At 39.4% G+C, this 23,125-nt stretch carries 19 protein-coding genes; 14 read left to right on the top strand and 5 right to left on the bottom strand.

The window, feature by feature from the left end; translation table 11 throughout:
• The first annotated feature begins 5 nt into the window (after window positions 1–5).
• Together H7A25_11960 and H7A25_11955 are read left to right on the top strand one after the other, a co-directional pair.
• On the top strand, window positions 6–1,565 hold the full coding sequence (locus tag H7A25_11960) for an NAD(P)/FAD-dependent oxidoreductase (GenBank protein ID MCP5500613.1): 1,560 nt from the start codon (window positions 6–8) through the stop codon (window positions 1,563–1,565).
• Window positions 1,566–1,657: 92 nt separating this feature from the next.
• Window positions 1,658–2,797, top strand: coding sequence for a fused response regulator/phosphatase (locus H7A25_11955; GenBank protein MCP5500612.1), 1,140 nt, complete (start codon window positions 1,658–1,660; stop codon window positions 2,795–2,797).
• Window positions 2,798–2,902: 105 nt separating this feature from the next.
• On the opposite strand, the gene H7A25_11950 is transcribed toward H7A25_11955, so the two are convergent.
• Complete coding sequence (locus H7A25_11950) at window positions 2,903–4,537, bottom strand: GNAT family N-acetyltransferase (protein MCP5500611.1); 1,635 nt, start codon at window positions 4,535–4,537, stop codon at window positions 2,903–2,905.
• Between the two features lie 167 nt (window positions 4,538–4,704).
• Here H7A25_11950 and H7A25_11945 point away from each other — a divergent pair, with 167 nt between their 5' ends.
• Window positions 4,705–6,957 (top strand): PAS domain S-box protein, encoded by a 2,253-nt coding sequence (locus H7A25_11945; protein MCP5500610.1) that lies wholly within the window; start codon window positions 4,705–4,707, stop codon window positions 6,955–6,957.
• A 185-nt stretch (window positions 6,958–7,142) separates the two neighbouring features.
• On the top strand, window positions 7,143–7,313 hold the full coding sequence (locus H7A25_11940) for a hypothetical protein (protein MCP5500609.1): 171 nt from the start codon (window positions 7,143–7,145) through the stop codon (window positions 7,311–7,313).
• 200 nt (window positions 7,314–7,513) lie between these two features.
• Here H7A25_11940 and H7A25_11935 read toward each other — a convergent pair whose 3' ends face one another.
• Both H7A25_11935 and H7A25_11930 read right to left on the bottom strand, forming a co-directional pair.
• Complete coding sequence (locus H7A25_11935) at window positions 7,514–9,112, bottom strand: hypothetical protein (GenBank protein ID MCP5500608.1); 1,599 nt, start codon at window positions 9,110–9,112, stop codon at window positions 7,514–7,516.
• Between the two features lie 334 nt (window positions 9,113–9,446).
• Entirely contained in the window at window positions 9,447–9,668 is a 222-nt protein-coding gene (locus H7A25_11930) for a hypothetical protein (protein ID MCP5500607.1), read from the bottom strand.
• Window positions 9,669–10,168: 500 nt separating this feature from the next.
• Between H7A25_11930 and H7A25_11925 the strand changes: the two genes are divergently transcribed.
• On the top strand, window positions 10,169–10,399 hold the full coding sequence (locus H7A25_11925) for a hypothetical protein (GenBank protein ID MCP5500606.1): 231 nt from the start codon (window positions 10,169–10,171) through the stop codon (window positions 10,397–10,399).
• A 211-nt stretch (window positions 10,400–10,610) separates the two neighbouring features.
• Here the strand turns inward: H7A25_11925 and H7A25_11920 are convergent, their stop codons facing one another.
• Together H7A25_11920 and H7A25_11915 are read right to left on the bottom strand one after the other, a co-directional pair.
• The gene (locus H7A25_11920; GenBank protein ID MCP5500605.1) at window positions 10,611–11,051 is read right to left on the bottom strand and encodes an AgmX/PglI C-terminal domain-containing protein; all 441 of its coding nucleotides are present in this window, start codon (window positions 11,049–11,051) and stop codon (window positions 10,611–10,613) included.
• Between the two features lie 10 nt (window positions 11,052–11,061).
• Complete coding sequence (locus tag H7A25_11915) at window positions 11,062–13,764, bottom strand: putative Ig domain-containing protein (GenBank protein MCP5500604.1); 2,703 nt, start codon at window positions 13,762–13,764, stop codon at window positions 11,062–11,064.
• 104 nt (window positions 13,765–13,868) lie between these two features.
• Between H7A25_11915 and H7A25_11910 the strand changes: the two genes are divergently transcribed.
• From H7A25_11910 to H7A25_11870, 9 genes are all read left to right on the top strand, one after another.
• The gene (locus tag H7A25_11910) at window positions 13,869–14,075 is read left to right on the top strand and encodes a transposase (GenBank protein ID MCP5500603.1); all 207 of its coding nucleotides are present in this window, start codon (window positions 13,869–13,871) and stop codon (window positions 14,073–14,075) included.
• A 39-nt stretch (window positions 14,076–14,114) separates the two neighbouring features.
• Window positions 14,115–14,321, top strand: a complete 207-nt coding sequence (locus H7A25_11905; protein ID MCP5500602.1) for a hypothetical protein — start codon at window positions 14,115–14,117, stop codon at window positions 14,319–14,321.
• A 124-nt stretch (window positions 14,322–14,445) separates the two neighbouring features.
• Window positions 14,446–15,393 (top strand): Rpn family recombination-promoting nuclease/putative transposase, encoded by a 948-nt coding sequence (locus H7A25_11900; GenBank protein ID MCP5500601.1) that lies wholly within the window; start codon window positions 14,446–14,448, stop codon window positions 15,391–15,393.
• Between the two features lie 172 nt (window positions 15,394–15,565).
• Window positions 15,566–16,531, top strand: coding sequence for an Rpn family recombination-promoting nuclease/putative transposase (locus H7A25_11895; GenBank protein MCP5500600.1), 966 nt, complete (start codon window positions 15,566–15,568; stop codon window positions 16,529–16,531).
• Window positions 16,532–16,944: 413 nt separating this feature from the next.
• A complete protein-coding gene (locus H7A25_11890; protein MCP5500599.1) occupies window positions 16,945–17,451 on the top strand; it encodes a cytochrome c3 family protein in 507 nt (168 codons plus the stop codon).
• A 20-nt stretch (window positions 17,452–17,471) separates the two neighbouring features.
• Complete coding sequence (locus tag H7A25_11885) at window positions 17,472–20,564, top strand: 4Fe-4S dicluster domain-containing protein (protein MCP5500598.1); 3,093 nt, start codon at window positions 17,472–17,474, stop codon at window positions 20,562–20,564.
• Window positions 20,565–20,585: 21 nt separating this feature from the next.
• The gene (nrfD, locus tag H7A25_11880) at window positions 20,586–21,950 is read left to right on the top strand and encodes a polysulfide reductase NrfD (GenBank protein ID MCP5500597.1); all 1,365 of its coding nucleotides are present in this window, start codon (window positions 20,586–20,588) and stop codon (window positions 21,948–21,950) included.
• A complete protein-coding gene (locus tag H7A25_11875; GenBank protein ID MCP5500596.1) occupies window positions 21,950–22,510 on the top strand; it encodes a DUF3341 domain-containing protein in 561 nt (186 codons plus the stop codon). Before nrfD ends, H7A25_11875 begins: the two co-directional genes overlap by 1 nt.
• Window positions 22,511–22,525: 15 nt before the next feature.
• Complete coding sequence (locus H7A25_11870) at window positions 22,526–23,119, top strand: cytochrome c (GenBank protein MCP5500595.1); 594 nt, start codon at window positions 22,526–22,528, stop codon at window positions 23,117–23,119.
• Window positions 23,120–23,125 lie beyond the last annotated feature (6 nt).

Raw genomic sequence — 23,125 nt, 5'->3', positions numbered from 1 at the left:
GATATATGCAAAAGAGAGAAACTTCGGAAGTGATCATTGCAGGAACCGGTTTTGCCGGTTTGTGTATGGCGATACAATTAAAGAGAAATGGGATTGATTCGTTTATCATATTGGAGAAAGAAAGTGAATATGGTGGAACTTGGAGATTGAATAATTATCCGGGAGCAGCCTGTGATGTTCAATCACATTTATACTCCTATTCCTTTGAACCCTATCCTTATTGGACAAAGATGTTTGGACCGAGGGATGAAATTTTAGATTATGTAAATTTTTGTGTAGAAAAATATGGATTAGAGAAGCATATTCGCTTAAATGAAGCGGTTACTTCTGCTGTTTTTCGAGAGAATGAAGGGCGCTGGGATTTGGAAACATCAGGAGGAAGTAAATACGAATCTAAATTTTTTGTTTCAGCAACAGGAGGTTTAAGCCAGCCTATAATTCCAAAATATAATGGAATGGAAGATTACCAGGGAAAGATGTTTCATTCAGCCCGTTGGGATCATAACTATAAAGTTAAAAATAAAAAAATAGCTGTGGTAGGAACCGGGGCCAGTGCCATACAAATTGTTCCTACTATTGCTCCGGAAGTGGAAAAGCTGTATCTTTTCCAGCGAAGTGCTGCCTGGGTTTTGCCCAAGCCTGATAGGGATATTCTGTCTATCGAAAGAGGACTGTTTAAATTTTTACCCATTTCTCAAACTTTATATCGTGAGTATATCTATTGGTCTTTAGAACTTAGAGTTTTAGGCCTTGTCGTATATCCGGAGATTATGAAGGTAGTGGAAAGCCTGGCAAAGAAGCATATTGAAAAAAGCATAGAAGATGAAGAACTAAGAAAGACAATGACACCGGATTATACGATTGGTTGTAAGCGTGTATTAATGTCGAATGAATATTATCCTGCGATAAACAGAAAAAATGTGAAGGTTGAAACTTCAGGTATTGAAAAGTTTACAAACAAAGGAATTCTTACCGGTTCGGGGGAGGAAATTGAACTGGATGCGGTAATAATGGCAACGGGTTTTCAGGGTGCTGAAGCTATAGCTCCGTATAAGATTCTGGGCAAAGGACAGAAAGATTTGAATGAAGCCTGGAAAAATGGAGCGGAAGCGTATCTTGGTACAACCATTTCAGGTTTTCCTAATTTTTTTATGATTGTAGGACCGAATACAGGTCTCGGTCATAGTTCCATGATATTCATGATAGAATCCCAGGTGCAATATGCTTTGCAGGCAATAATGAGTTCCAGAAAAAATTCGTGGAAATTTATAGATGTCAGACAGGAAATTCAGGATAATTATAATCGAAAATTACAGCTTAAACTGGATAAAACAATTTGGGCTTCGGATTGTGTAAGTTGGTATCGAACTCGTAATGGTAAAAATACAACTCTCTGGCCGGGATTTACTTTTGATTTTCGCTTGAAGACCTTACTTTTTAACCCCCAGGAGTATGAAATAATGGGTGAAGAAGGCAAGCTATTAAAACCGGACATGATTTCTTCCTTTTTTCAGCAGGGACGGAATATACTAAAACAGGTTATGAGGGAACCTTTAACCATTTAGAATAAAAAGTTATGGAAAAAAAAGCTAAGGAGTTTTATGGAGAAAAGATAGCTCGGCTTATTTAAAAAACCGGGCAATCTGGAAAGAGCCCGGTGGACCATAAAATATTAGTAGTAGATGACGTTTGGGAGAACATTTATATTGTAGAACGTATCCTGAAAAAGGAGGGGTACTACGTTAAAACAGCAAATTCTGCTGCTCTGGCTCTTGATATGGTTCATAAGGAAAAGTTTGACTTAATACTTTTAGATCTACAAATGCCGGAAATGGATGGATTTACTGTTTGTAAGATACTCAAAGCCGATTCCAGGTTTTCAGGTATACCTGTAATTTTCTTAACAGCTACTAATGAGCCACAATCTATTTCAAAAGGTTTTAAAATTGGGGGTTCTGATTATCTAACAAAACCTTTTAATCCCAGTGAATTAATTGCGAGAATTCATAATCACCTTGAATTAAAAGAGAAGCGGGAAGGGCAAAAACGAGAAATTCGCCTGGCAAGACAAATTCAAGAAAAACTTCTTCCTATCAATCTTGAAGAGATAAAAGGCCTACAGTTTAGTGTAAAATATTTACCATACGGAGAGCTTTCCGGAGATATTTATGATATTGCGGAGATCTTTCCTGGCTATATTAGAATTTTTTTAGCGGATGCTACCGGTCATGGAATTAGTGCTGCCCTGGTTACTATGCTTATAAAAAGCGAATACGAGACAATAAAATCCAGTTTTGCAAGTCCTGCAAAGACTCTTATGGAACTGAATACAAGATTTATCCAAAACTATATAAATTTAAACGAAATATTTCCTGCATTTATCCTTGATATAGACTTGAATACTATGAAAGCCTGTTATGCGTCTGCCGGACATTCTGCTCAAATTGCACTTCTGAACTGTTTTGAAGGTTTTCTGGAACATACCGGAAAAATAATCGGAGTGTACAAAAACAACATCTATCAGGAAAGAGAATTTGAATTACAAATAGGGGATAAATTTTTATTATTCACCGATGGTCTTTATGAACAATTTAATCCTGATAAAATGGAATACGGTCTTATTACTTTACTTCAGCTCATTCAGGAAAAAAGACGTCTCCGTACTTCTGAATTGCTGGAGGTGATTTTTAAGGATATTCAGGAATTCATCGGTCCGGATAATAAAATACAGGAGCATGATGATATAACTGTTATTAGCCTTGAAATAACAAAAGATAAACTAAGAGGGACTGTTTAAAAAGAGGTCGCTTTAGTGCCATCGCCCTTCCATGCCCTACACTTCGGCTTACTCTCAGTTCATCGTTCAGGGTCAGATGGTATTATCGGAGACTGAAAGGATTTTTTAAATAGAGTTTCCGTACCAGTCAATTCTGTAGAGTTCCGGCCTGCGACTTTGTAAGTTTCTCACACTTCCCTGCATATGAAGTTCTTTTAATAGGTCTAAATCCAGGTCTACGATAAGTGTCATTTCGGTATTTGGAGTTGCCTGGGCTGCAATGGCATCATGTGGAAAGGAAAAGTCGGAAGGAGTGAAAACAGCCGATTGAGCGTACTGTATATCCATGTTCTCTACAGCGGGAAGATTACCCACGCTTCCGGAAATTACCACGTAACACTCATTTTCGATAGCCCTGGCCTGGGAGCAATGCCTTACACGAAGGTAAGCATTTTTTGTATCAGTAGAGAAAGGGACAAAGAGAATATCCATACCTCTTTCTGCAAGGATTCTTGCCAGCTCCGGAAACTCTACGTCATAACATATTAAAATCCCGATATTTCCAACATCGGTTTCAAATACTTTAATCTTATCTCCCCCTTTCGTTCCCCAGTAGCTGGATTCATCCGGAGTGACATGAATTTTGTATTGCTCATCGATGGTCCCATCTCGTTTGCAAAGATAGGAAACGTTGTAGAGGCCGGCCTCGGTGTAAACGGGCATACTACCGGCAATTATATTGATATTGTAAGAAACCGCCAGGTTACTGATAGATTTTCTCATGGTGTCGGTATGCTGTGCGAGGGCACGGATGGAATCAGAAGGGCTGTGCTGGTTGTAGTGGGCCATCAGGGGAAAATTAAAAAATTCAGGAAATAAAACAAAATCAGCCTTGTAGCCGGAAACAGCATCCACAAAGAATTCCATTTGTTGGAGTAACTCGGTATAAGAAGTGACGGATCGCATTTGCCATTGAACTACACCTACCCGCACTATACTCTTTGCGCCGCCGATGAGTTTCTGGCTGGGTTCCTCGTAATAAATATTAATCCATTCCAAAAGAACTGCAAAGGATTTGGATTCTGTATCTTCAGGGAAATAACCCGTTAACACCTTTATCACGTGAAAATCATTGGCTAACTGGAAGCTAAGAACCGGGTCAAATAACTCCTTGGCCGCTATTTGCTGGATATATTTTTGTGGGGTCATTTTCCCGTGGTGGTTTTTGTAGCCGGGGATACGTCCTCCAACAATAATACGCTTCAGATTTAGCCTTTCGCAGAGTTCTTTTCTGGCATCGTAAAGCCTTCTTCCAAGTCTTAGGCCCTGATAGTCCGGGTGGATAAAAATATCGACCCCGTAAAGGGTATCTCCTTCTTCTTCGTGATTCGTAAGGTATCCCTTGGCGGTAATCTGGTCATAAGTGTGTTTATCACCGTATTTATCATACGTAACAACAATACTTAAAGCTGCTGCAACAATCAGACCATTATCTTCAATACAAATTTGCCCTTCCGGGAAACGAGAAAGCTGAGAGGAAAACTGCTCTTCCGTCCAGGAACCTCCGGCATTGGAGTATACCAGATTCATGATTTCCTGGATTCGAGAAAAATCCGTAACGAGAATATTTCGAAGGTTAATTTTGTGAGAAACTTCCTGCGGAATATTAACTTTTTTGCTGGATTTCTTCTTAGATTTACCGGATTTCTTTTTAGAAGCTATTTTTTGAGAGTTTGAAGCTGTTTTCTTTTTTGCAGTCATAAGTTACCAATCTGATGAGTCAATACTATTGAAATAGCTTATTTTAGTCTATCAGCATTTTTATTTATGAGATATTACAATATAAAAGAGATCTATAAACGGAATTTATTCTTGACGATAAAAAATTAACGAACCCAGAGTTATAAAAGCCCAGAGAATATAATAAAATGAAGGATTTATTTTTAATTCACCATAAGGGTGATCCACATTATACTGAAATCCAGAGTATTCTTTCTGAATGGGATAAAAATATTAATGTAAGGATTTATCAGGATTTAGGTGAATTTCCTTATAGAAGCGGAGTACCCATAGGACTTATTTGTGGCTTAAAATATCTTTCTAAGGAAGTTATTGAAAATTTAAAAAAAAATTCATTAATTTCCCTTCTTATTTATACGGATACTCCACCCTTAAATTTTCTGGAATTTTCCAACTCAGTTCATTATTGTGATTTTCTTTTTTTTCCCTGTACTCATGAAGAAGTAATCTATAGAATAAGTAAAATGATTCAAAACTTAGATAATGAATCCAAGTATGAACAAAAAAAATTAAAGCTTGTTTTAAATTCTATTAATGATGTGGTATTTACTCTGGATAAAGAACAGAGGCACAGTGCCATTTATGGGAACTGGGTAACAAAGTCCGGATTGAAAGAAAGCTTCTTTATTGGAAAGAAAGCCGAGGAATTGTTTGGTAGAGAATTAGCTGAGGTTCATATCCAGGCGAATGAAAGGGTCCTGAATGGAGAAGAAGTTATATACGAATGGCAATCTATTTTAAATGGTAATATTACCTATTATCAAACGTCTCTTTCTCCAATTGTAGAAAATGGAGAAATTACAGGTATTCTGGGAATCGGAAGAGATATTAGTGAATTAAAGAAGATCGAAATAAAATTAAAAGAAAGTGAAAAACGGTATCGAAGCATTGTTGAGAATTCTCCGGATATTATATATAGTTTTTCTAATAAAAGAGGAGGCATTTTTCATTCAAAACGTGTTGAGTCTATTCTTGGTTATACCGTTGAAGAGCTTAAGGAAGATCCTTTATTATGGAATTCTTTAATTCATCCGGAAGATAAGATAAGAGTTAATCAAATTATTTCTAGTTTTGAGACGGGAGAGCATTTTGCTCTTGAATATAGAATTCAGGACAGGGAAGGAAACTGGCACTGGTTTTATGATAGATCTACAAACTTTATTATTAATGAACACGAAATTATTGTTGAAGGTCTCGCCCTGGATATTACAGAGCGAAAAGAAATTGAAGAAAAATTAAAGAAGGCAAAAGAAGAGGCAGAGACTGCCAATCAAGCAAAAAGTACTTTTTTGGCGAACATGTCTCATGAAATTCGCACTCCTCTGAATTCTATACTCGGCTTTGCAGAAATTTTGCATGAGGAAATTGAGGATGAACAGAAGAAAGAATTTCTTGAAATCATTTTAACCAGTGGAAAAAGCCTATTAAATATTATAAATGATATATTAGATATATCTAAAATAGAGGCCGGAAAACTGCACTTAAAGCATGAAAGAATTAACCTGTCAGATGTTTTTCTTGAAATGAACCAGATTTTTTCTCTTCCTGTATCTCAAAAAGGTATATCTTACATAGAAAACATAACTTTAAGCGGAGGGGATACCTTCCATTTAGATGGCTTTCGTTTGCGACAAATCCTTTTAAATCTAATAGGCAATGCGATTAAGTTTACGGAGAATGGAGAGGTTCGAATAAATGTTGTTTCTACTGATATTAAGAAAAATCTCTCAAAGTTAATTATTGAAATTCAAGATACAGGAATAGGAATAAAAGATACTGAGCTAAAACGTCTATTTACTTCCTTTTATCAGGAAGGCAATTTGGATACAAAAAAGTATGGAGGAACCGGTTTAGGCCTTGCCATCACCAAGCGTATTGTAGAAAAAATGCACGGTACAATAGAAGTAGAAAGTGTACTCGGAAAAGGAAGCACTTTTACTGTTGTTCTTCCTGTATTAAAAGTAAGTAAAGTCGAAGAGAGAAAAATAGAAAAAAGAGATGATATAAATCTAATTTTACCGGGAGCTAAAATACTGGTCGTGGATGATAATCAAAGTAATCGAATGCTGGTGAGAGCTATGTTGAGAGGGCATAGAATTATATTTGATGAAGCAGTTAATGGGGAAGATGCTTATAAAAAAGCTCTCAAAGACAAACCCGATCTGGTTATTATGGATTTACAAATGCCGGTGATGGATGGGTTTCAAGCTTTATTATGTTTTCGTAATGATGCTGATCTTTCCTCAATTCCAATAATTGCCTTAACCGCAGCAGCCTTCGAAGAAGAAGAGAAAAAGGCCCTTGATTGCGGCTTTGATGCCTACTTAAAAAAACCCGTACAGAAAACTGAGCTTATACAGTATATTGAAAAGTATTTGTAGAGTTCTCCGGATCGGAGGAACTGTGGCAGATAAATCTGTATATCAGACTCAAGTGTCAATTTTTAACAGGATAGAATAAAGGCCTGGCAGGAAGCTTACTAAAAAATTATACAGGAAATAAAAAATAAATTATTTAGTAAATATATTGCACTTTAATAGAGTCAAATGATATAAAGAGTAAGGATATGGATATTTATTTTATTATTATTTTATCAATGATTATTGTATCTGGTTTATCACTGCTTATGTTTGGAATATCTGTACTTCTCCCCAGCAGACCGAATAAAAAGAAGCAAGAGGGTTCAAAATTACTTCTTCTTCCGGACAAAACAAATCCAAGTATTGAAAAATATTAAAGAAGCACGCAAAACACAGCAAATGGGAGTGTCTCTTAACCCCATACTTAAGTATAGGGTTAAGAGATATTTACGTTTCTAAGTTCAATTATTTTCTCCCGAATTTCTTTATAAAAATGCTCATAAGCTTTCCACTCTATATACTTAGAAAAACATTCATCAATGACAGATTTTTATTTATTTAAAAAACTCATAATCACTTATTCCGGATGAACAAAAACGTCTGTGGTAGTACCGACGTACCCTTCATCAAGAATAATTAAGTTCAAATCAAAAGATGTCTCACCAGCCGGTATCTGATCCATCAGGTTGATCGCTTTTGTTTCATAACCAAAAGGAGCACTATTGGGTATATTAAAAACTGTTCCAGCAACAGTAGCCGGTTGGGGAATGTCTATAATATCACCAGTAGATTTTAACCTGGCTGAAGAACCCTGTGCTGCGTAGACCCAGCGTTTTGATATTGGGCTTGATGGTGTTTTACGGTATTCCACAAGGAGTAGATTGTCCCACCCAACTCGAGCTGTACCAGCCAGATTTCCGGATAAATATAATTTAGTGCATTTGCCTACATTCATATACAATCTTGTTCCTCCAATACTAGCCAGGTTATTGCCATTGGGAACAAAACTATAATCAGGATTAACTCCATTCTTGTCGGTGAAAAATTGGGTGGAGTCCATTGGAACATAACTGATAATTTGAATTGGTTGATTGCCACAAACGTTAACTGCTGTTTGAGCACTAAATTTTAAATACCCATCAACGTAACCACAATTACCTTGAGCATCTCGTAGTATAAAGTGGATGGGTCTATTACTTGTAGAAAACCCGGACCCTAACACGATACGTTCTAATGAAATTTTTTTGTTTGTCTTTTCAGAATCTGTAATTGGATAGTAATAGTAATTACTATTGTTATAAACCTGAACGAAAAGATCTTTTACATCTCCTTCCGAATCTGAAAATTCAAAAGAACCGCTGAGAGCCTGTCCGGGTGTAGATTCAGCTATTACTAAGTTAGCTAATTTTGGTGCAGACGTAGTATTATTAATGCACGTTGGTTGATTACCTGAGTATTTGGTACCCCCTATAAAATCCAAGTTTTCACCCTCTTGACCCATAACAAAAACGTCGGTGGTGCTACCAACTGTACCATAATCAAGAACTATGAAAGTCAGTTCGAAACTAGTACTCCCCTCAGGTATTTGTGTCATCAAATCAATGGCTTTGGGTTCATGACCAAAAGGGGCACCATTAGGTATACCTATATCTGAACCCGGTACAGTAGGTATCCTTGCCTGAGTTATCGACTCTCCTGTTGAAATAAGCTTAAGAGAAGTATCATCATAAGAACCATAATACCAGCGTTTAGATACGGGGCTTGAAGGTGTTACACGGTATTCTACTACCAGCAGGTTATCCCAACCAATAGGTTTAGTTCCTTCCTTATTTCCTGCTAAAACCAGTTTTCGACAAGTTCCCATATTAAAAAATACTTTTGAACCTCCAATCGAAGACATTTGAATCCCACTACCTGTAATGTAGTCAGGATTAATACCATTTTTTTGACGATATGATTCTGTAGAACCACTTGGTACTGAATAGATAATTTGGAAAGGCTCTGAACTGCAATTGAATGTGTAGCTACCACCACTGCCTGCTGCTGCAAGAGCAATTGCTATGTTTGTATTTTTGGCGGAGTCATCATTTTTTTTGGTTAAACCTAAAGGTTCTGTTATTTGACTACAATTAATAAATAAAAAAATATTCATTAACAACAGTAATAAAAATTTCATCTGAAATTACCCCTATGTAAAGTTCTTTCTTCCATTTTCTTACAATTCAACTAAATCGATTCATACCACCTAATTATGTTGGATTAATGAAATAAATAGAAAGTTCTCCATACTGGTTTTGGATAAAAAATCGGTCAATATCTATATTTGGTTTTTTGAATATTATAAAAAAAAGTAATTACTCAGCGAAAAAAAGACCTGTACAAGAAAAGCAGGATAAGACAGGAGTGAATTGTGAATTTCCCAAACCGGAGGGTTAATCTCCGGCTTGGGAAAGTGTAAAAACCCATATTGTAGCAAACCTGTATTGTTCTTAGCATTCGGGATGCCGAGCTCAAAGAAATAAAAAAATCTTTTTTACCGTATATATACTGCGATTTAAGTTTTTCTTAAAATTATAGCTCTGTTTGGTGTTTTGCGTGGTTCTTGAATCACCTCCGGCCATATCCTTACCCACAATTAACCTAACCCCCGCCTTCCCCATTTCGACAGGCTCAATGACCGGGGAAGGAGCCGCTTCGCGAAGATGCTCTATTTTTTCCTGGTTATCAAACATCGCAAGGATACCTTAAAATGATAAAATCTCCCCCTTTCCTGCGACTTGTGCTGAGCGAGGTGTTAGCCTGAGCCGAAGCAAAGCGAATTAGGAAAGGGGGACTGAGGGGGATAGGTAAAAAACTTATGGGTAAAGAGATGCCTGCGAGGAAAGGGGAGCGTCTCTTAAGTCCATACTGTCCATCTCCTATCTCTACCTCAAATTGAAATAGGAGGTTAAGAGATATTTCCGTTTCCAAGCTCAATGATTTTCTCCCGAATTTCTTTATAAAAAAATCAAGCAATGGCTATTGGATGATCGAATTCTTGTCCAGAGTTATCATAGCTGAATTATATTATCCGAAATTGGCCTGTCAAATTTATTTCTAGACCAAAATTCTGTTTAGTGCTTTTCTTGTTATCCGATGGAAACACAGGTATTATTAGAAACAGTTAAAAAGCTACCGGAAGAGGCAAACAGGAGTTATACGATTTTTTAGAAATCCGCATCCCGGATATACCATGCAAGACATTGTCAGTGAACTGGAAAGTGAACCTGGCATGAAATTGCAGAGAGAGAACGATACAGCTGTACTTTCTGAAAGGGAAAGCCGATTACTAAAAAAAATCAACCGGACAGCACCGGAGCTCATTCAAAAACAATACGATGTTCTTATGGGAAAGAAGAGAGATGAAAACCTTAGTGAAATAGAATATGAGAATCTTATGGAATTAACTTCCTTTAAAAATTGAGTGTCGCTATTTTAAAAAAATTGTTATAGTTAATTCCAGCTTTAATTATCCATCCTGCTTTTACTAGCTCTCCTGTATCATTACAGTCTTAAATGTAAAGTCTGTAAACAAAAAGAAGTAGGGAATGCAATAATATTTACATTCAGTATATTAGTACACAGTTATTAACAAAAATACTATATACACTGAGAGTTTATATATGGAAGTGTCACTACTTCTTACTAAACTTGAAAGTATGCACTACATATTTTTGCACCAGCGGCGGTGGAAACGTCCAGCCAGAAATCTTCTGCCCAAGGCAGGAGTGAAAGCTTTTTTCCAATGGGCTTAAAATTACAGCCGGTTTGATAACCTTACCATCGGTGTCGATTTGCCAGTCCATTTTTACTTCACCATCTGTTATTTTTGGATTTTGTTTTAGATACTCCTTATAGCAGTCCTGAAGCTCATCATATCCTTTGATAATTCGATTTTTCACCTGGTTTTGTAAATAAGGGTCGATTGTTTTTCCACCGTCCTTTGTTTTTTGCTGCTGGCTCTGGCTAAGAAGAAGTGCCATTTGCTTTTCTCGCATACTATCACGATGAAGTAGATAAGCGATGATTAAAACAGCAGTAATTCCTATTGTGATACTCGTTGAATGTTGTTTCATAAAATTCACTTTATTTTAATTTAAAGATATAAACAGCACCGGAATTAGATGCCGCTCCTGCGTCCGTAATGCTGGCATTATCTGTGTTATTGATACTTGTAGAACCATTATCCTCTAAATTGGCCCCTACAACAACATAACCACCGCTGACAGATACAGAAAGACCAAAAGCATCACTTGCGCCTGCATTGGAAGCTTTGAGATATGCATCCAGAATCCAATCCCCGGTAGAACTATCCCTTTTAAAGATATAAGCCGCACCTATAAAACTGGTAGTTCCAGTATCTGTAATACTGGCATTATCTGTGTTATTGATACTAGTAGAAGTATTACCCTCTTGATAAGCCCCTACAACGGCAAAATCACCGTTAATAGATACAGAAATGCCAAAATAACTAGATGCCGCTGCATTGGAAGCTTTGAGATATGCATCCTGAGACCAATCCCCTGTGGAACTATTCCTTTTAAAGATATACGCTGCACCGGATTGAGTGGCAGTTCCTACATCTGTTATGCTGACATTATCTGTATTATTGATACTTGTAGAACTATTATCCTCTTGATGAGCCCCTACAATAGCATAATCACCGCTGATGGATACAGAATTACCAAATTGATCAGCTGCTTCTGCATTGGAGGCCTTTAAATAGGCATCCTGAATCCAATCCCCGGTAGAACTATCCCTTTTAAAGATATAAGCCGCACCTACGTTAGTGACAGTTCCGGCATCTGTAATGCTGGCATTATCTGTATTATTGATACTTGTTGAAGTATTACCCTCGTTATAAGCACCTACAACTGCATAATCACCGCTGATAGATACAGAAATACCAAATTGATCAGATGCCTCTGCATTGGAAGCTTTGAGGTAGGCATCCTGTGACCAATCCCCGGTAGAACTGTTCCTTTTAAAAATATAGACAGCACCGGAAGAAGCGGCAGTTCCGGCATCTGTAATGCTGGCATTATCTGTGTTATTGATACTTGTAGAACTATTACCCTCTACATTAGCTCCTACAACAACATAATCACCGCTGATAGATGCAGTAATACCAAATTTATCACCAGATCCAGCATTGGAGGTCTTGAGATATGCATCCTGAGACCAATTACCAGTTGAACTATCCCTTTTAAAGATATAAGCCGCACCGGTATTAACGACTGTTCCTGCATCTGTAATAGAAGCGTTATCTGTGTTATTGATACTTGTAGAACTATTACCCTCTCCATAAGCCCCTACAACTATATAATCACCACTGATAGATACAGAATTACCAAAATAATCAGATGCTCCTGTATTGGAGGCCTTTAGATAGGCATCCTGAGACCAATCCCCGGTAGAACTATTCCTTTTGAAGATATAGACTGCACCGGAAGAAGCGGCAGTTCCTGTATCTGTAATGCTGGCATTATCTGTGTTATCGATACCTGTAGAACTATTGCTCTCTCCATTAGCACCTACAACTAAATAATCACCACTGACAGTAGATACGGATCTACCAAAATTATCACCAGCTCCAGCATTGGAAGCCTTGAGATAGGCATCCTGAACCCAGGTACCAAGAACTTTAATGCTGATAGTGGCTGTGGTATTTCCAGCACTATTGGTAGCGGTAATTGTATAAGAGGTAGCTGACTGAACTGTGGTTGGTGTTCCACTAATGACACAGGTAGTAGCAGCAATGCTTAGTCCGGCAGGTAGAGTAGGACTTGCTGTACAACTCGTAACAGTTCCTGTCACAGTGGGTGTCTGGGTTGTAATCGATAAATTTTGTGTAAATGTAAATGGGCTACCGCTGTAGGTTACTGTAGGCAGTGATATTGTTGTAGTCTCGGCTTCTGCTATCTGAATTAAAGTCGCTGGATCTATGCTTACTGCTGGAGTTGTTTCTGTCGCCGGAGTATTGCTGGCAGTTGGTATTGTTTCAATAATAACTCCTGCTGACACCGGACTGGTTTGTAGAGTAGTCGGCACTGTTACAGGCAGGTTGGCCGGGTTCTGACTCAGTTCTGTAAGAGTTTCTTTTGTGGAATAACCTGTCAGGTCGATTTTAATATCGCCTTTGTCCTCTGCTGGTGTTTTGACAGTGAAGATATTTAGTTTTCCGGCCTCGGCTTTTATGGTATAGTTGCCACTAGCATCGGTAATGGTTCCGGAGGTCGTGTCTGTAATGGCTTCTTCAGCAAGGTATTCACCGGAGCAGGAATAGGCTGTATAACGGGATATGCCTGCTTCCAATTTTTTTGTATAAAAATACCGGATGAGCTGGCCGGACTGAATGTTCCTTACTTTCGCAATCTGCCTTGCCTGCGGATTGTTAGTTGTACCCAAATATAGTACATAGCAGCCATCAGAAGACTTTTTACTGAAATTATCCGGTTTGATGATTTTTATACACTGAATAGAGCTTGACGCAAGACTATAGTCCGCACATCGAATCTTTTCCACTGCCGAACCGGCCCGAATAGATGTGGCGGTGCTTATGCCGGTTGTATTCTGGCTCATAACAGCATAAGCCATCGGTTTGCCATTGCCATCTTTGAGCTGGCCTTTGACTGAAAGGTAAAGCTTTGTCCCGGAACTGATCTGAAAGAACCGGATAAGATTATTTGTAATAGATGTATCCTTACCGCTGAAAAAAGGAACTCTGGAGCAGTATGACAAAACAAAATTTAGAATGAATAAAAATAAGAATAATTTGTTGCTTTTCATTATTACTTTCCTTCCTAAAACTAAACCTATGAATATAGTAATATTATAGCAAGAAATTAAATTTTGAATCTCCTAAATTTGTTTCTGATTGTTCTTTTCCTCTTATCCAGAAAGGGAAACCAACTCAAAATGCATTTGTAGAAAGTTTTAATGGCAAGTTTCGGAATGAATGTTTGAATGAAAATGGGTTTAAAGACTTAAAGGAAGCAAAACAAATCATTTCAGAATGGAGAGAACACTATAATAGCTCAAGACCACATAGTGCTCTTGGAGGAATTTCTCCATTTGAATATTTGAAAAAAATTGCTTGATAGGGAGATTTACACCATTACGATTGGTAGTGGTGGGGCATGTCAATCCAGATTTTTGGAAATGGTTTTATGGAAGGCTCTAAAGTTATTATCGAAGGATTAAACCCTTTTATCGCGGAATGGATATCACCGAATGAAATAAAAGTTGAATTGAAGGAACTACCCAAACCCGGTCTGAAAAAGATAACAATAGTTCCGCAGACGGGAAGTATAATCGAATTGGATAAAGCTATAGAGTTTGAATAGTAGGGAAAAATACAGAGCGATTTTTTTTTTCATATACAGGTAGTCAGTGATTCCATAAATAGCCAATAAATGTATAGTAAATATTCTGGACAGTTTTCCCCCAATATAATTTCCTGACATTCTCATGAATTCCGAAAACATCCATGATAAGTTTTTTAAGTCCCTGATGACAGAGAAGGAAAATGCAATCGACTTCTTCCAAAACTATCTACCACCCGAACTACTAAAGGAAATCGACCTTGAAACTCTCGAATTAGAAAAGGAAAGCTTTGTAGATGATAAGCTAAAAGAAGGCTTTTCGGATGTTCTCTACCGGGTAAAGATTCACCAAAAAACCGGGTATTTATACACACTCTTTGACCATAAAAGTAGACCCGGAAAGTATACCGCATTGCAACTTTTGAAATATATTTTATCTATCTGGGAAAGACATCTGAAGTTAAACAAAAATAGGGGTAAGCTGCCCATCGTTCTCCCGATAGTTCTTTACCACGGTAAAAGCCGCTGGAGAAGCGGCACCAGTCTCAAACCGATAATCGAACATCTACCGGCCTATGAAAGCTATATACCGGATTTTCAGTATAGACTTTATGACCTATCCAAATATTCAGATGAAGAAATCAAAGGGAATGTGATCTTACAAACGGCTTTTCACCTGCTGAAAAACATCTTTTCCTCGGAACTGGAAGAGAGACTACCCAGAATATTCAAACTATTCGAGAAGCTACAGGATGAAAGCAGGGCCTTGAGATGGATAGAAATAACCATGCGCTACCTGGTAAGGAGTAGCACCGAAATAACACTTGACAGCCTGAAAAAAGTAGCTGAAAATATCAATCTGGAAGGAGTAAGTAAGAATACAATGCCAACAATCGCAGAGACACTCATTAAAGAAGGCTATGAAAAAGGGATTGCTAAAGCGGATCTGCGTGCAAAGCGGGAAAAGCGCAAAGAAAAGCTTCGTACTGCTATGAACCTAAAGAAAGCAGGGGCAGAACTTGCCTTTATCGCAAAAATCACCGAACTTGAAGAAGTTTACCTGGATCGCTTTTTCAAAAAAGCGAAACTTTAAACTTGCGAAATTACTAAATTCAGTCATATCAAAATAAATCTTTCATCATTTAAAAACGGAGAATAAAGTATTAAAATTTAGCTTTCTCCAAACAGTGATTCCATAAATAGCTAATAAACGTATAGTAAATCTTCTGGACAGTTTTCCCCCAATATAATTTCCTGACATTCTCATGAATTCTGAAAACATCCATGATAAGTTTTTCAAGTCCCTGATGACAGAGAAGGAAAATGCAATCGACTTCTTCCAAAACTATCTACCACCCGAACTACTAAAGGAAATCGACCTTGAAACTCTCGAATTAGAAAAGGAAAGCTTTGTAGATGATAAGCTAAAAGAAGGCTTTTCGGATGTTCTCTACCGGGTAAAGATTCACCAGAAAAACGGGTATTTATACACACTCTTTGACCATAAAAGTAGACCCGGAAAGTATACCGCATTGCAACTTTTGAAATATATTTTATCTATCTGGGAAAGACATTTGAAGCTAAACAAAAATAGGGGTAAGCTGCCCATCGTTCTCCCGATAGTCCTTTACCACGGTAAAAGCCGCTGGAGAAGCGGCACCAGTCTGAAACCGATAATCGAACATCTACCGGCCTATGAAAGCTATATACCGGATTTTCAGTATAGACTTTATGACCTATCCAAATATTCAGATGAAGAAATCAAAGGGAATGTGATCTTACAAACGGCTTTTCACCTGCTGAAAAACATCTTTTCCTCGGAACTGGAAGAGAGACTACCCAGAATATTCAAACTATTCGAGAAGCTACAGGATGAAAGCAGGGCCTTGAGATGGATAGAAATAACCATGCGCTACCTGGTAAGGAGTAGCACCGAAATAACACTTGACAGCCTGAAAAAAGTAGCTGAAAATATCAATCTGGAAGGAGTAAGTAAGAATACAATGCCAACAATCGCAGAGACACTCATTAAAGAAGGCTATGAAAAAGGGATTGCTGAAGCTAAGCGGTTGGCAGATCTGCAAACAAAGCGAGCAGAAAGGAAGGGAAAACTTCGTACTGCTATAAACCTAAAGAAAGCAGGGGCAGAACTTGCATTTATCGCAAAAATCACCGAATTTGATGAAGTTTACCTGAATCGCTTTTTTTGTCGACTTGGTGAAGAGTTCTAATAAGATCCGAAACGTATTCTTTATACACATAATCTCCAAACCGGACGCTTCACTTCAGCCTGGCTCAGTTAGCGGGAATCGGAGACTGAGTAGCGAAGCGTATCGAAGTCCCGATGGGCTACGCTTTCTCAAGTCGGATATTAAAGTAGCCGGACGGGAAAAAACAACCTGATAAAAAACATATCCCTGAGACATAAGGATCTAAACTCCATAGTATAAAATTACTATTCAATTTCCCCTATACCCAAAAAAGTGGTATGTTATAGGAAAAACTGTGAATGTGAGGTGCAAATCACTTACAGCTTTCTTATCCTGCATTTATCTATCCAAATATACTTGCAGGGTATTACCAATCCTGTATTGGTTCACATGAGAATAATTGGAAACTTGCTAAATAAAAGGAACATCTCGGAATGAACAAACAAGCAATAAAGATAACGGCTCCGCTGATCGTCTTTGCAGCATTAGCCATTCTCATCTTTTCCCCTTCCAAACATGAAGGGTATGCTCCCGACCAACCGATTCCCTTTAACCATAAACTTCACGCAGGTGACAACAAGATGGACTGTCGGTACTGCCATACAACGGTAGAAACTTCAGCTCATGCCAGTGTGCCACCGACCGGAACCTGTATGAACTGCCATATCCTGGCAGCTCAGGATAATCCGAACATCAAGTGGTTGAAAGAAATGCACAAGAATGACAGGCCAATCGAGTGGATAAAGGTTCATGACCAGCCCGATTTCGTGTTTTTCAACCATTCAAGGCATATTTCCCGGGGGGTAGATTGTTCGAAATGCCACGGAAACGTAGCCGAGATGGAAAAGGTGAAGCAAGTGGAATCTTTAAACATGGGTTATTGTGTGAATTGCCATAGAGAAAACAACGCGCCGAATGACTGTTCAACGTGTCACAGGTAAGAATTAGGAGTTTATACTAAATGTCCGAATTACGAAATTTTCAAAACGAAAAGAAGTTACACTGGCAATCTTACGAAACAAAGAGTAGGGAAGACCTAACAGATCTGCAAAATCAGGAGTTTTATACTTCTCCTGATTCCCTGATAGAAAGGATGAAAACGGGTAAATTTGACCGCAGCACCTTTCTAAAACTCATGGGTGCTTCCATGGCGATGACCACCCTGAATTGTGTACGTAAGCCGGTTGAGAAAATAATTCCCTACGTAAATGCACCGGAAGAAGTGAAACATGGTCATTCTTTATTCTACTCCTCTACCTGTAGAACCTGTTCAGCCGGTTGTGGAGTTTTGGTACGGTCTAAGGATGGAAGGCCTTTAAAGTTAGAAGGTAATCCCGACCATATCGGAAGTCGCGGAGGTCTCTGCGCTTCCGGTCAGGTTAGTATCTTTGACCTGTACGACCCGGAAAGAACCCGTGAACCCATGATGCTGAGTAAGGGAGACGCGAAGAAGTCTGATTGGAAATCACTCGATGAAGCAGTAAAGAAAGCTTTAACTGCGAATCCCGGTAAAACGAGGATATTGACTTCTCCTATCAATTCTCCTACAGCCCGCGAAGTTCTCGAAAAGTTCTTAGCTGCAAATGGGGGAGGGGAAATTGTAGAATTTTCAGCTACCGGAGCTGAAGAAGCGATTGCTCTGGCTTCAGAAAAATCCTATGGACGTTCGGTAGTTCCGAATTACCATTTTGATAGGGCGAGGGTTGTGGTTTCTATCGATGCAGATTTCCTCGGAACCTGGATTTCACCGGTGGAATTTACCAAGCAATTTGCCGGAAGAAGAAAGATTAAATCCGATACAGGTGAAATCAATACCTATTATGCTATAGAATCTGTTCCTACAGTTACCGGCTCAAATGCAGATGCCAGGTTAGCTATTAAACCTGGAGATCAAAGAAAAGCTGCATTCGCTCTGGCTCTGGCCTTAGCTGAATTAGGTGCAGGAGTTCCGGCTGCTGTTTCGGCTTATAAACTGGATACGCTTTGTTCTGAGCTGGGAGTTCCAAAGGCTTCTTTTCAAAAAGTTGCAAAAGAACTCTGGGCAGCGAAAGGAGCTTCTCTGATTGTTGCAGGTGGAGTATCTGCTTCAACAGAAGATGCAGTGGAGCTACAGGTCGCCGTAAATATGTTGAACTCTATCCTGGGTAATGACGGAATTACGGTTAATCATGCAAGTCCTCGTGCTGAGGGTGTAAATTATACAGGTAATCTTAAAAAATTAGTTTCAGAATTAAAAAGTAAGTCGGTAGGGGTTCTATTTATTACCAATCTGAACCCGGCCTATCAACTTCCTAACCTGAAATGGAAGGAACTTCTCGGAGGAGCAGCTTTAACTGTTTCTTTGAGTGACAGAGTCGACGAGACTGCCGGTCTTTCTAACTGGCTTGCTCCAACAAGCCATTTCCTTGAATCCTGGGGAGACGTTGAGGCAGTTAAGGGAGTAGTCAGTATTCAACAGCCTGCTATCCGCCCTCTTTTCGATACTCGTTCCGTTGAAGAATCTTTTATGAAGTGGACAGGAATCGAAAGTTCCTACTACGAATTATTAAAATCTAAATATACTGCGCGTCTGGGTGGTAATCGTGCCTGGGAAGATTTTCTTCGACTGGGTATAATTCCGGGAACTCAAACAGCCGGTACAGCCGGAAGTCGTGGGTTTAACGGAGCTTCGGTAAGTTCTCTTGGAAATAGTACTAAAGGCCTGAGCTTATCGCTTTATGAAACAGTAGGTCTGGGAGATGGTTCCGGAGCGAATAACTCTTTGCGTCAGGAACTTCCGGATCCAATTTCAAAAATTACCTGGGACAACTATGTAGCTATTTCACCTACCCTGGCTACAGAAAAGGGTTTAAAATCAAACGATGTAGTTGCCGTCAGTGTTAATGGGAAAAAGATTGATTTGCCCGTTCAAATCCAACCGGGAATGCATAAAGAGGCCGTGGGAATTGCTATTGGATATGGCAGAACCGCAGCCGGTAGCGTTGGAAATGGCATAGGTGTAAATACCTATGAGCTGGCAAAACTGAATGGTGGACTTTTACAGTATTCCGGTTTAAGCGTAAGTCTGGAAAAAACCGGGAAAACCTATAAACTGGCTTCCACTCAGGATCACCACATGATGAACCCGACCGCAGTTCCGGGACAAAAACCCAGAACAGGTATCGCCGGTTCTCTTCTAAAACCTTATGCCCATGAAAGACCGCTTATCTACTCTCAGAGTTTTGCAGACTGGAAAAAGCAGCCTAAGACTCCCGATGTAGAAATACCGAACATTAAAGACGGTAAGGGAAATATAGTAAAATCCAAAGGAATGAACGACGCGTTTATCTACGGACCGCAGAGATGGGGCTTATCTATTGACCTGACCCTCTGTACCGGATGTTCTGCCTGTGTAGTAGCCTGCCAGGTTGAAAACAACATTCCGGTTGTAGGACGGGATGAAGTTCGTGTCGGACGGGAAATGCACTGGTTACGGATTGACAGATATTACATAGGAAACCCGGAAGAACCGGAAACTATGGCGATTGCTCATCAACCGGTAATGTGCCAGCACTGTGAGAATGCTCCCTGTGAAACCGTTTGCCCTGTGGCAGCTACAGTACATGGTAACGAAGGAACCAACGACATGGTATATAACCGTTGCGTGGGAACTCGTTATTGTTCCAATAACTGTCCGTATAAAGTAAGACGTTTTAACTGGATGAACCACTGGAATGGAAAAGATACTGTGAAAGCACCGAGGTATCTTGGTTTTAACCCGGATGTTACAGTTCGTTCCCGCGGGGTTATGGAAAAATGTACTTTCTGTAATAGTCGAATTGCTGAAAAGAGAATCGCTGCAAAGAATGCCGGTCGTGATACGGTAAAAGATGGTGACTTAAAGACAGCCTGTCAGGAGTCCTGTCCTGCTGATGCGATTACTTTTGGTAATATTAATGATCCGAAATCCATAGTATCGGGTAGCTTTAATGATAAGAGAAGTTACAAGATCCTGGAATTCATCAACACGATCCCCTCTGTGACTTACCTAAGCAGAGTTAGAAATTCGGTATAAGGCGGATAAGTAATTATGTCAATGTCAGAAGCAGTAAAACAAGAATTGGGAATTACTCCGCTGGTTGAGGGCGGAAAAAATTATAAGGACGTTTCGGACGATATCTCAAGGCCGGTCGAGAGCTTTCCCACTAAACTCTGGTGGGGGGCTTTTACCCTTTCTCTGAGTATTCTCCTGATGTTCCTCGGAATCATCGGTTACCTCATGTATGAAGGTCTTTATATCCTCGGGGTTAATAATCCTGTAGGTTGGGGATTCTTCATTGTAAACTTCGTTTTCTGGGTCGGTATCGGTCACGCGGGAACTCTAATTTCCGCGGTTCTATTCCTGTTCCGGCAGAAGTGGAGAACCGGTATTAACCGTGCCGCAGAAGCGATGACCATCTTTGCAGTTTTAACGGCTGCCAGTCAGTTGATTATTCACATCGGACGTCCCTGGTTTGGGTTCTGGCTTTTCCCCTATCCGAACGAAAGAGGACCTCTCTGGGTGAACTTCCGCTCTCCTTTGATCTGGGATACTTTTGCGGTTTCTACTTACTTTGCAGTATCGGTGGTATTCTGGTATATAGGTTTAATCCCGGATATTGCTACTATACGTGATAGAACGGAACACAAACTCAAGAAAATGGTGTATAGCGCTCTATCTTTTGGTTGGGTAGGTTCAAATAGAAGCTGGTCTCATCTTGAGATGGTATCTTTGATACTTTCAGCCCTTTCGACTCCTCTCGTTCTTTCGGTTCACACGATAGTGAGCTTTGACTTTGCGGTTTCAATTCTTCCCGGATGGCACACTACTATCTTTCCTCCTTACTTCGTTGCCGGTGCGATTTTCTCCGGTTTTGCGATGGTAGTAACCCTGATGGTAATTGCCAGACAAGTATTTAACCTGAAAGAATATATTACATTGAAACACCTTGAAAATATGAACAAGGTGATCATGGTAACAGGTTTAATGGTGGGTCTGGCCTACGGAACTGAGTTTTTCATTGCCTGGTATTCCGGTAACGAATATGAAGGTTTTGCTTTCGTAAACCGTGCTTTCGGTCCTTACGCCTGGGCCTACTGGATTATGATATCCTGTAACGTAATTTCACCCCAGATTTTCTGGTTTAAAAAATTGAGAACCAGTATTCCTGTTATGTTTGCAGCTTCTATCTTTGTAAACATTGGAATGTGGTTTGAACGTTTTGTGATTGTAATGACTCTGCACCGCGACTTCCAACCTTCGAGCTGGGCACTTTATGTTCCAACAAAATTTGATGTGCTTCTCTTGATTGGTTCCTTTGGACTATTTTTTACACTCTTCTTGCTTTTCTGTAGAGTGCTTCCTGTGATTGCGGCTGCCGAAGTGAAATCTGTTATGCCTACTAAAGGAGGACATCACTGATGCCTATTCCAAAGATTTTACCGGAACAATTTCATACTTATAAAGAAGCTGAAAAAGGAGTATTCGGGCTTTTCGATGGGCCCGATGAAATCCTCGAGGCAGCAGAGAAAACCAAAGAAAAGGGATACAGGGGTTTTGAATGTTATACTCCTTACCCTGTTCACGGATTGGACGATGCCACCGGTATTGCTCGTTCCGGGATTCCCTGGATTACATTTTTTATGGGAATTTTTGGATGCTTCATGGGTTATCTTTTCCCGTATCTGGTTCACTCGGTTGACTGGCCTATTAATTTTTCAGGTAAGGACTTAAATGCCTGGCCGGCTTATGTGCCGGTGATTTTTGAGGTCACTGTGTTCTTTGCTGCAATCTCCTCCGGGGTAGCGTTTCTCTATCTGAGCGGCTGTTTTTCAAACCCCTTAAGGAAACCTTTGCACAAAGATATAACCAGTCATAAGTTTGCGCTCTGGATTCCGGCAGATGCAACAGGTTATAAAGAAGAAGAGGTCAAGACATTTATTACCGGACTCGGAGCCAAAGAAGTTACGGTTGTGAAATAAGGTCAGAGGAAATACATGAAAATAAAACACTTAATATTATTTCTAATCGCTATTTCGCTTCTTTCTGCAGGCTGTAATCGCAAGGTTCCGGCCATGGAATATTTTCCGGATATGGCGGATTCCTATGCAGTTGAATCTCAGGAAGCGGATTACTTTGCAAAAAATAGTTCAGGAGCGAGAATTCCTCCTGAAGGAACGGTTCCGAGAGGATTTTATCCTTATCCGTATCCGGCAGATAAATACCCCACTCCGGAGACTTTAACCAATCCGGAAAAAGGGCTAAGCAATCCCGTTACGAAAAAGACACTGGCAGTTTACAAAAGAGGTGAGGAAAGATACCAGATTTACTGTACACCCTGCCATGGAGTAAGGGGAGAAGGAAATGGAACAGTTGTAGGTCCCAAACCTCGTTTTGCTTATGCAGTGCCACCTCTGGTTTCTGAAAAAATTCAGGGCTGGTCAGATGGACAGATTTATCATATCATAACCAATGGTAGAGGTTTAATGGGAAAATATGCGCCTCAAATTCCTTCGGAAGACAGGTGGAAAATTATACTTTATATTAGAAAGCTTCAAGAAGCTCATAATAAAAAGGTTGCAAATAGGTAGGAGACA

Source organism: Leptospiraceae bacterium (assembly GCA_024233835.1).
GTDB lineage: Bacteria > Spirochaetota > Leptospiria > Leptospirales > Leptospiraceae > JACKPC01.
Note: the sequence above shows the minus strand (reverse complement) of the source record. Positions and strands in the feature narration are given on the sequence as shown.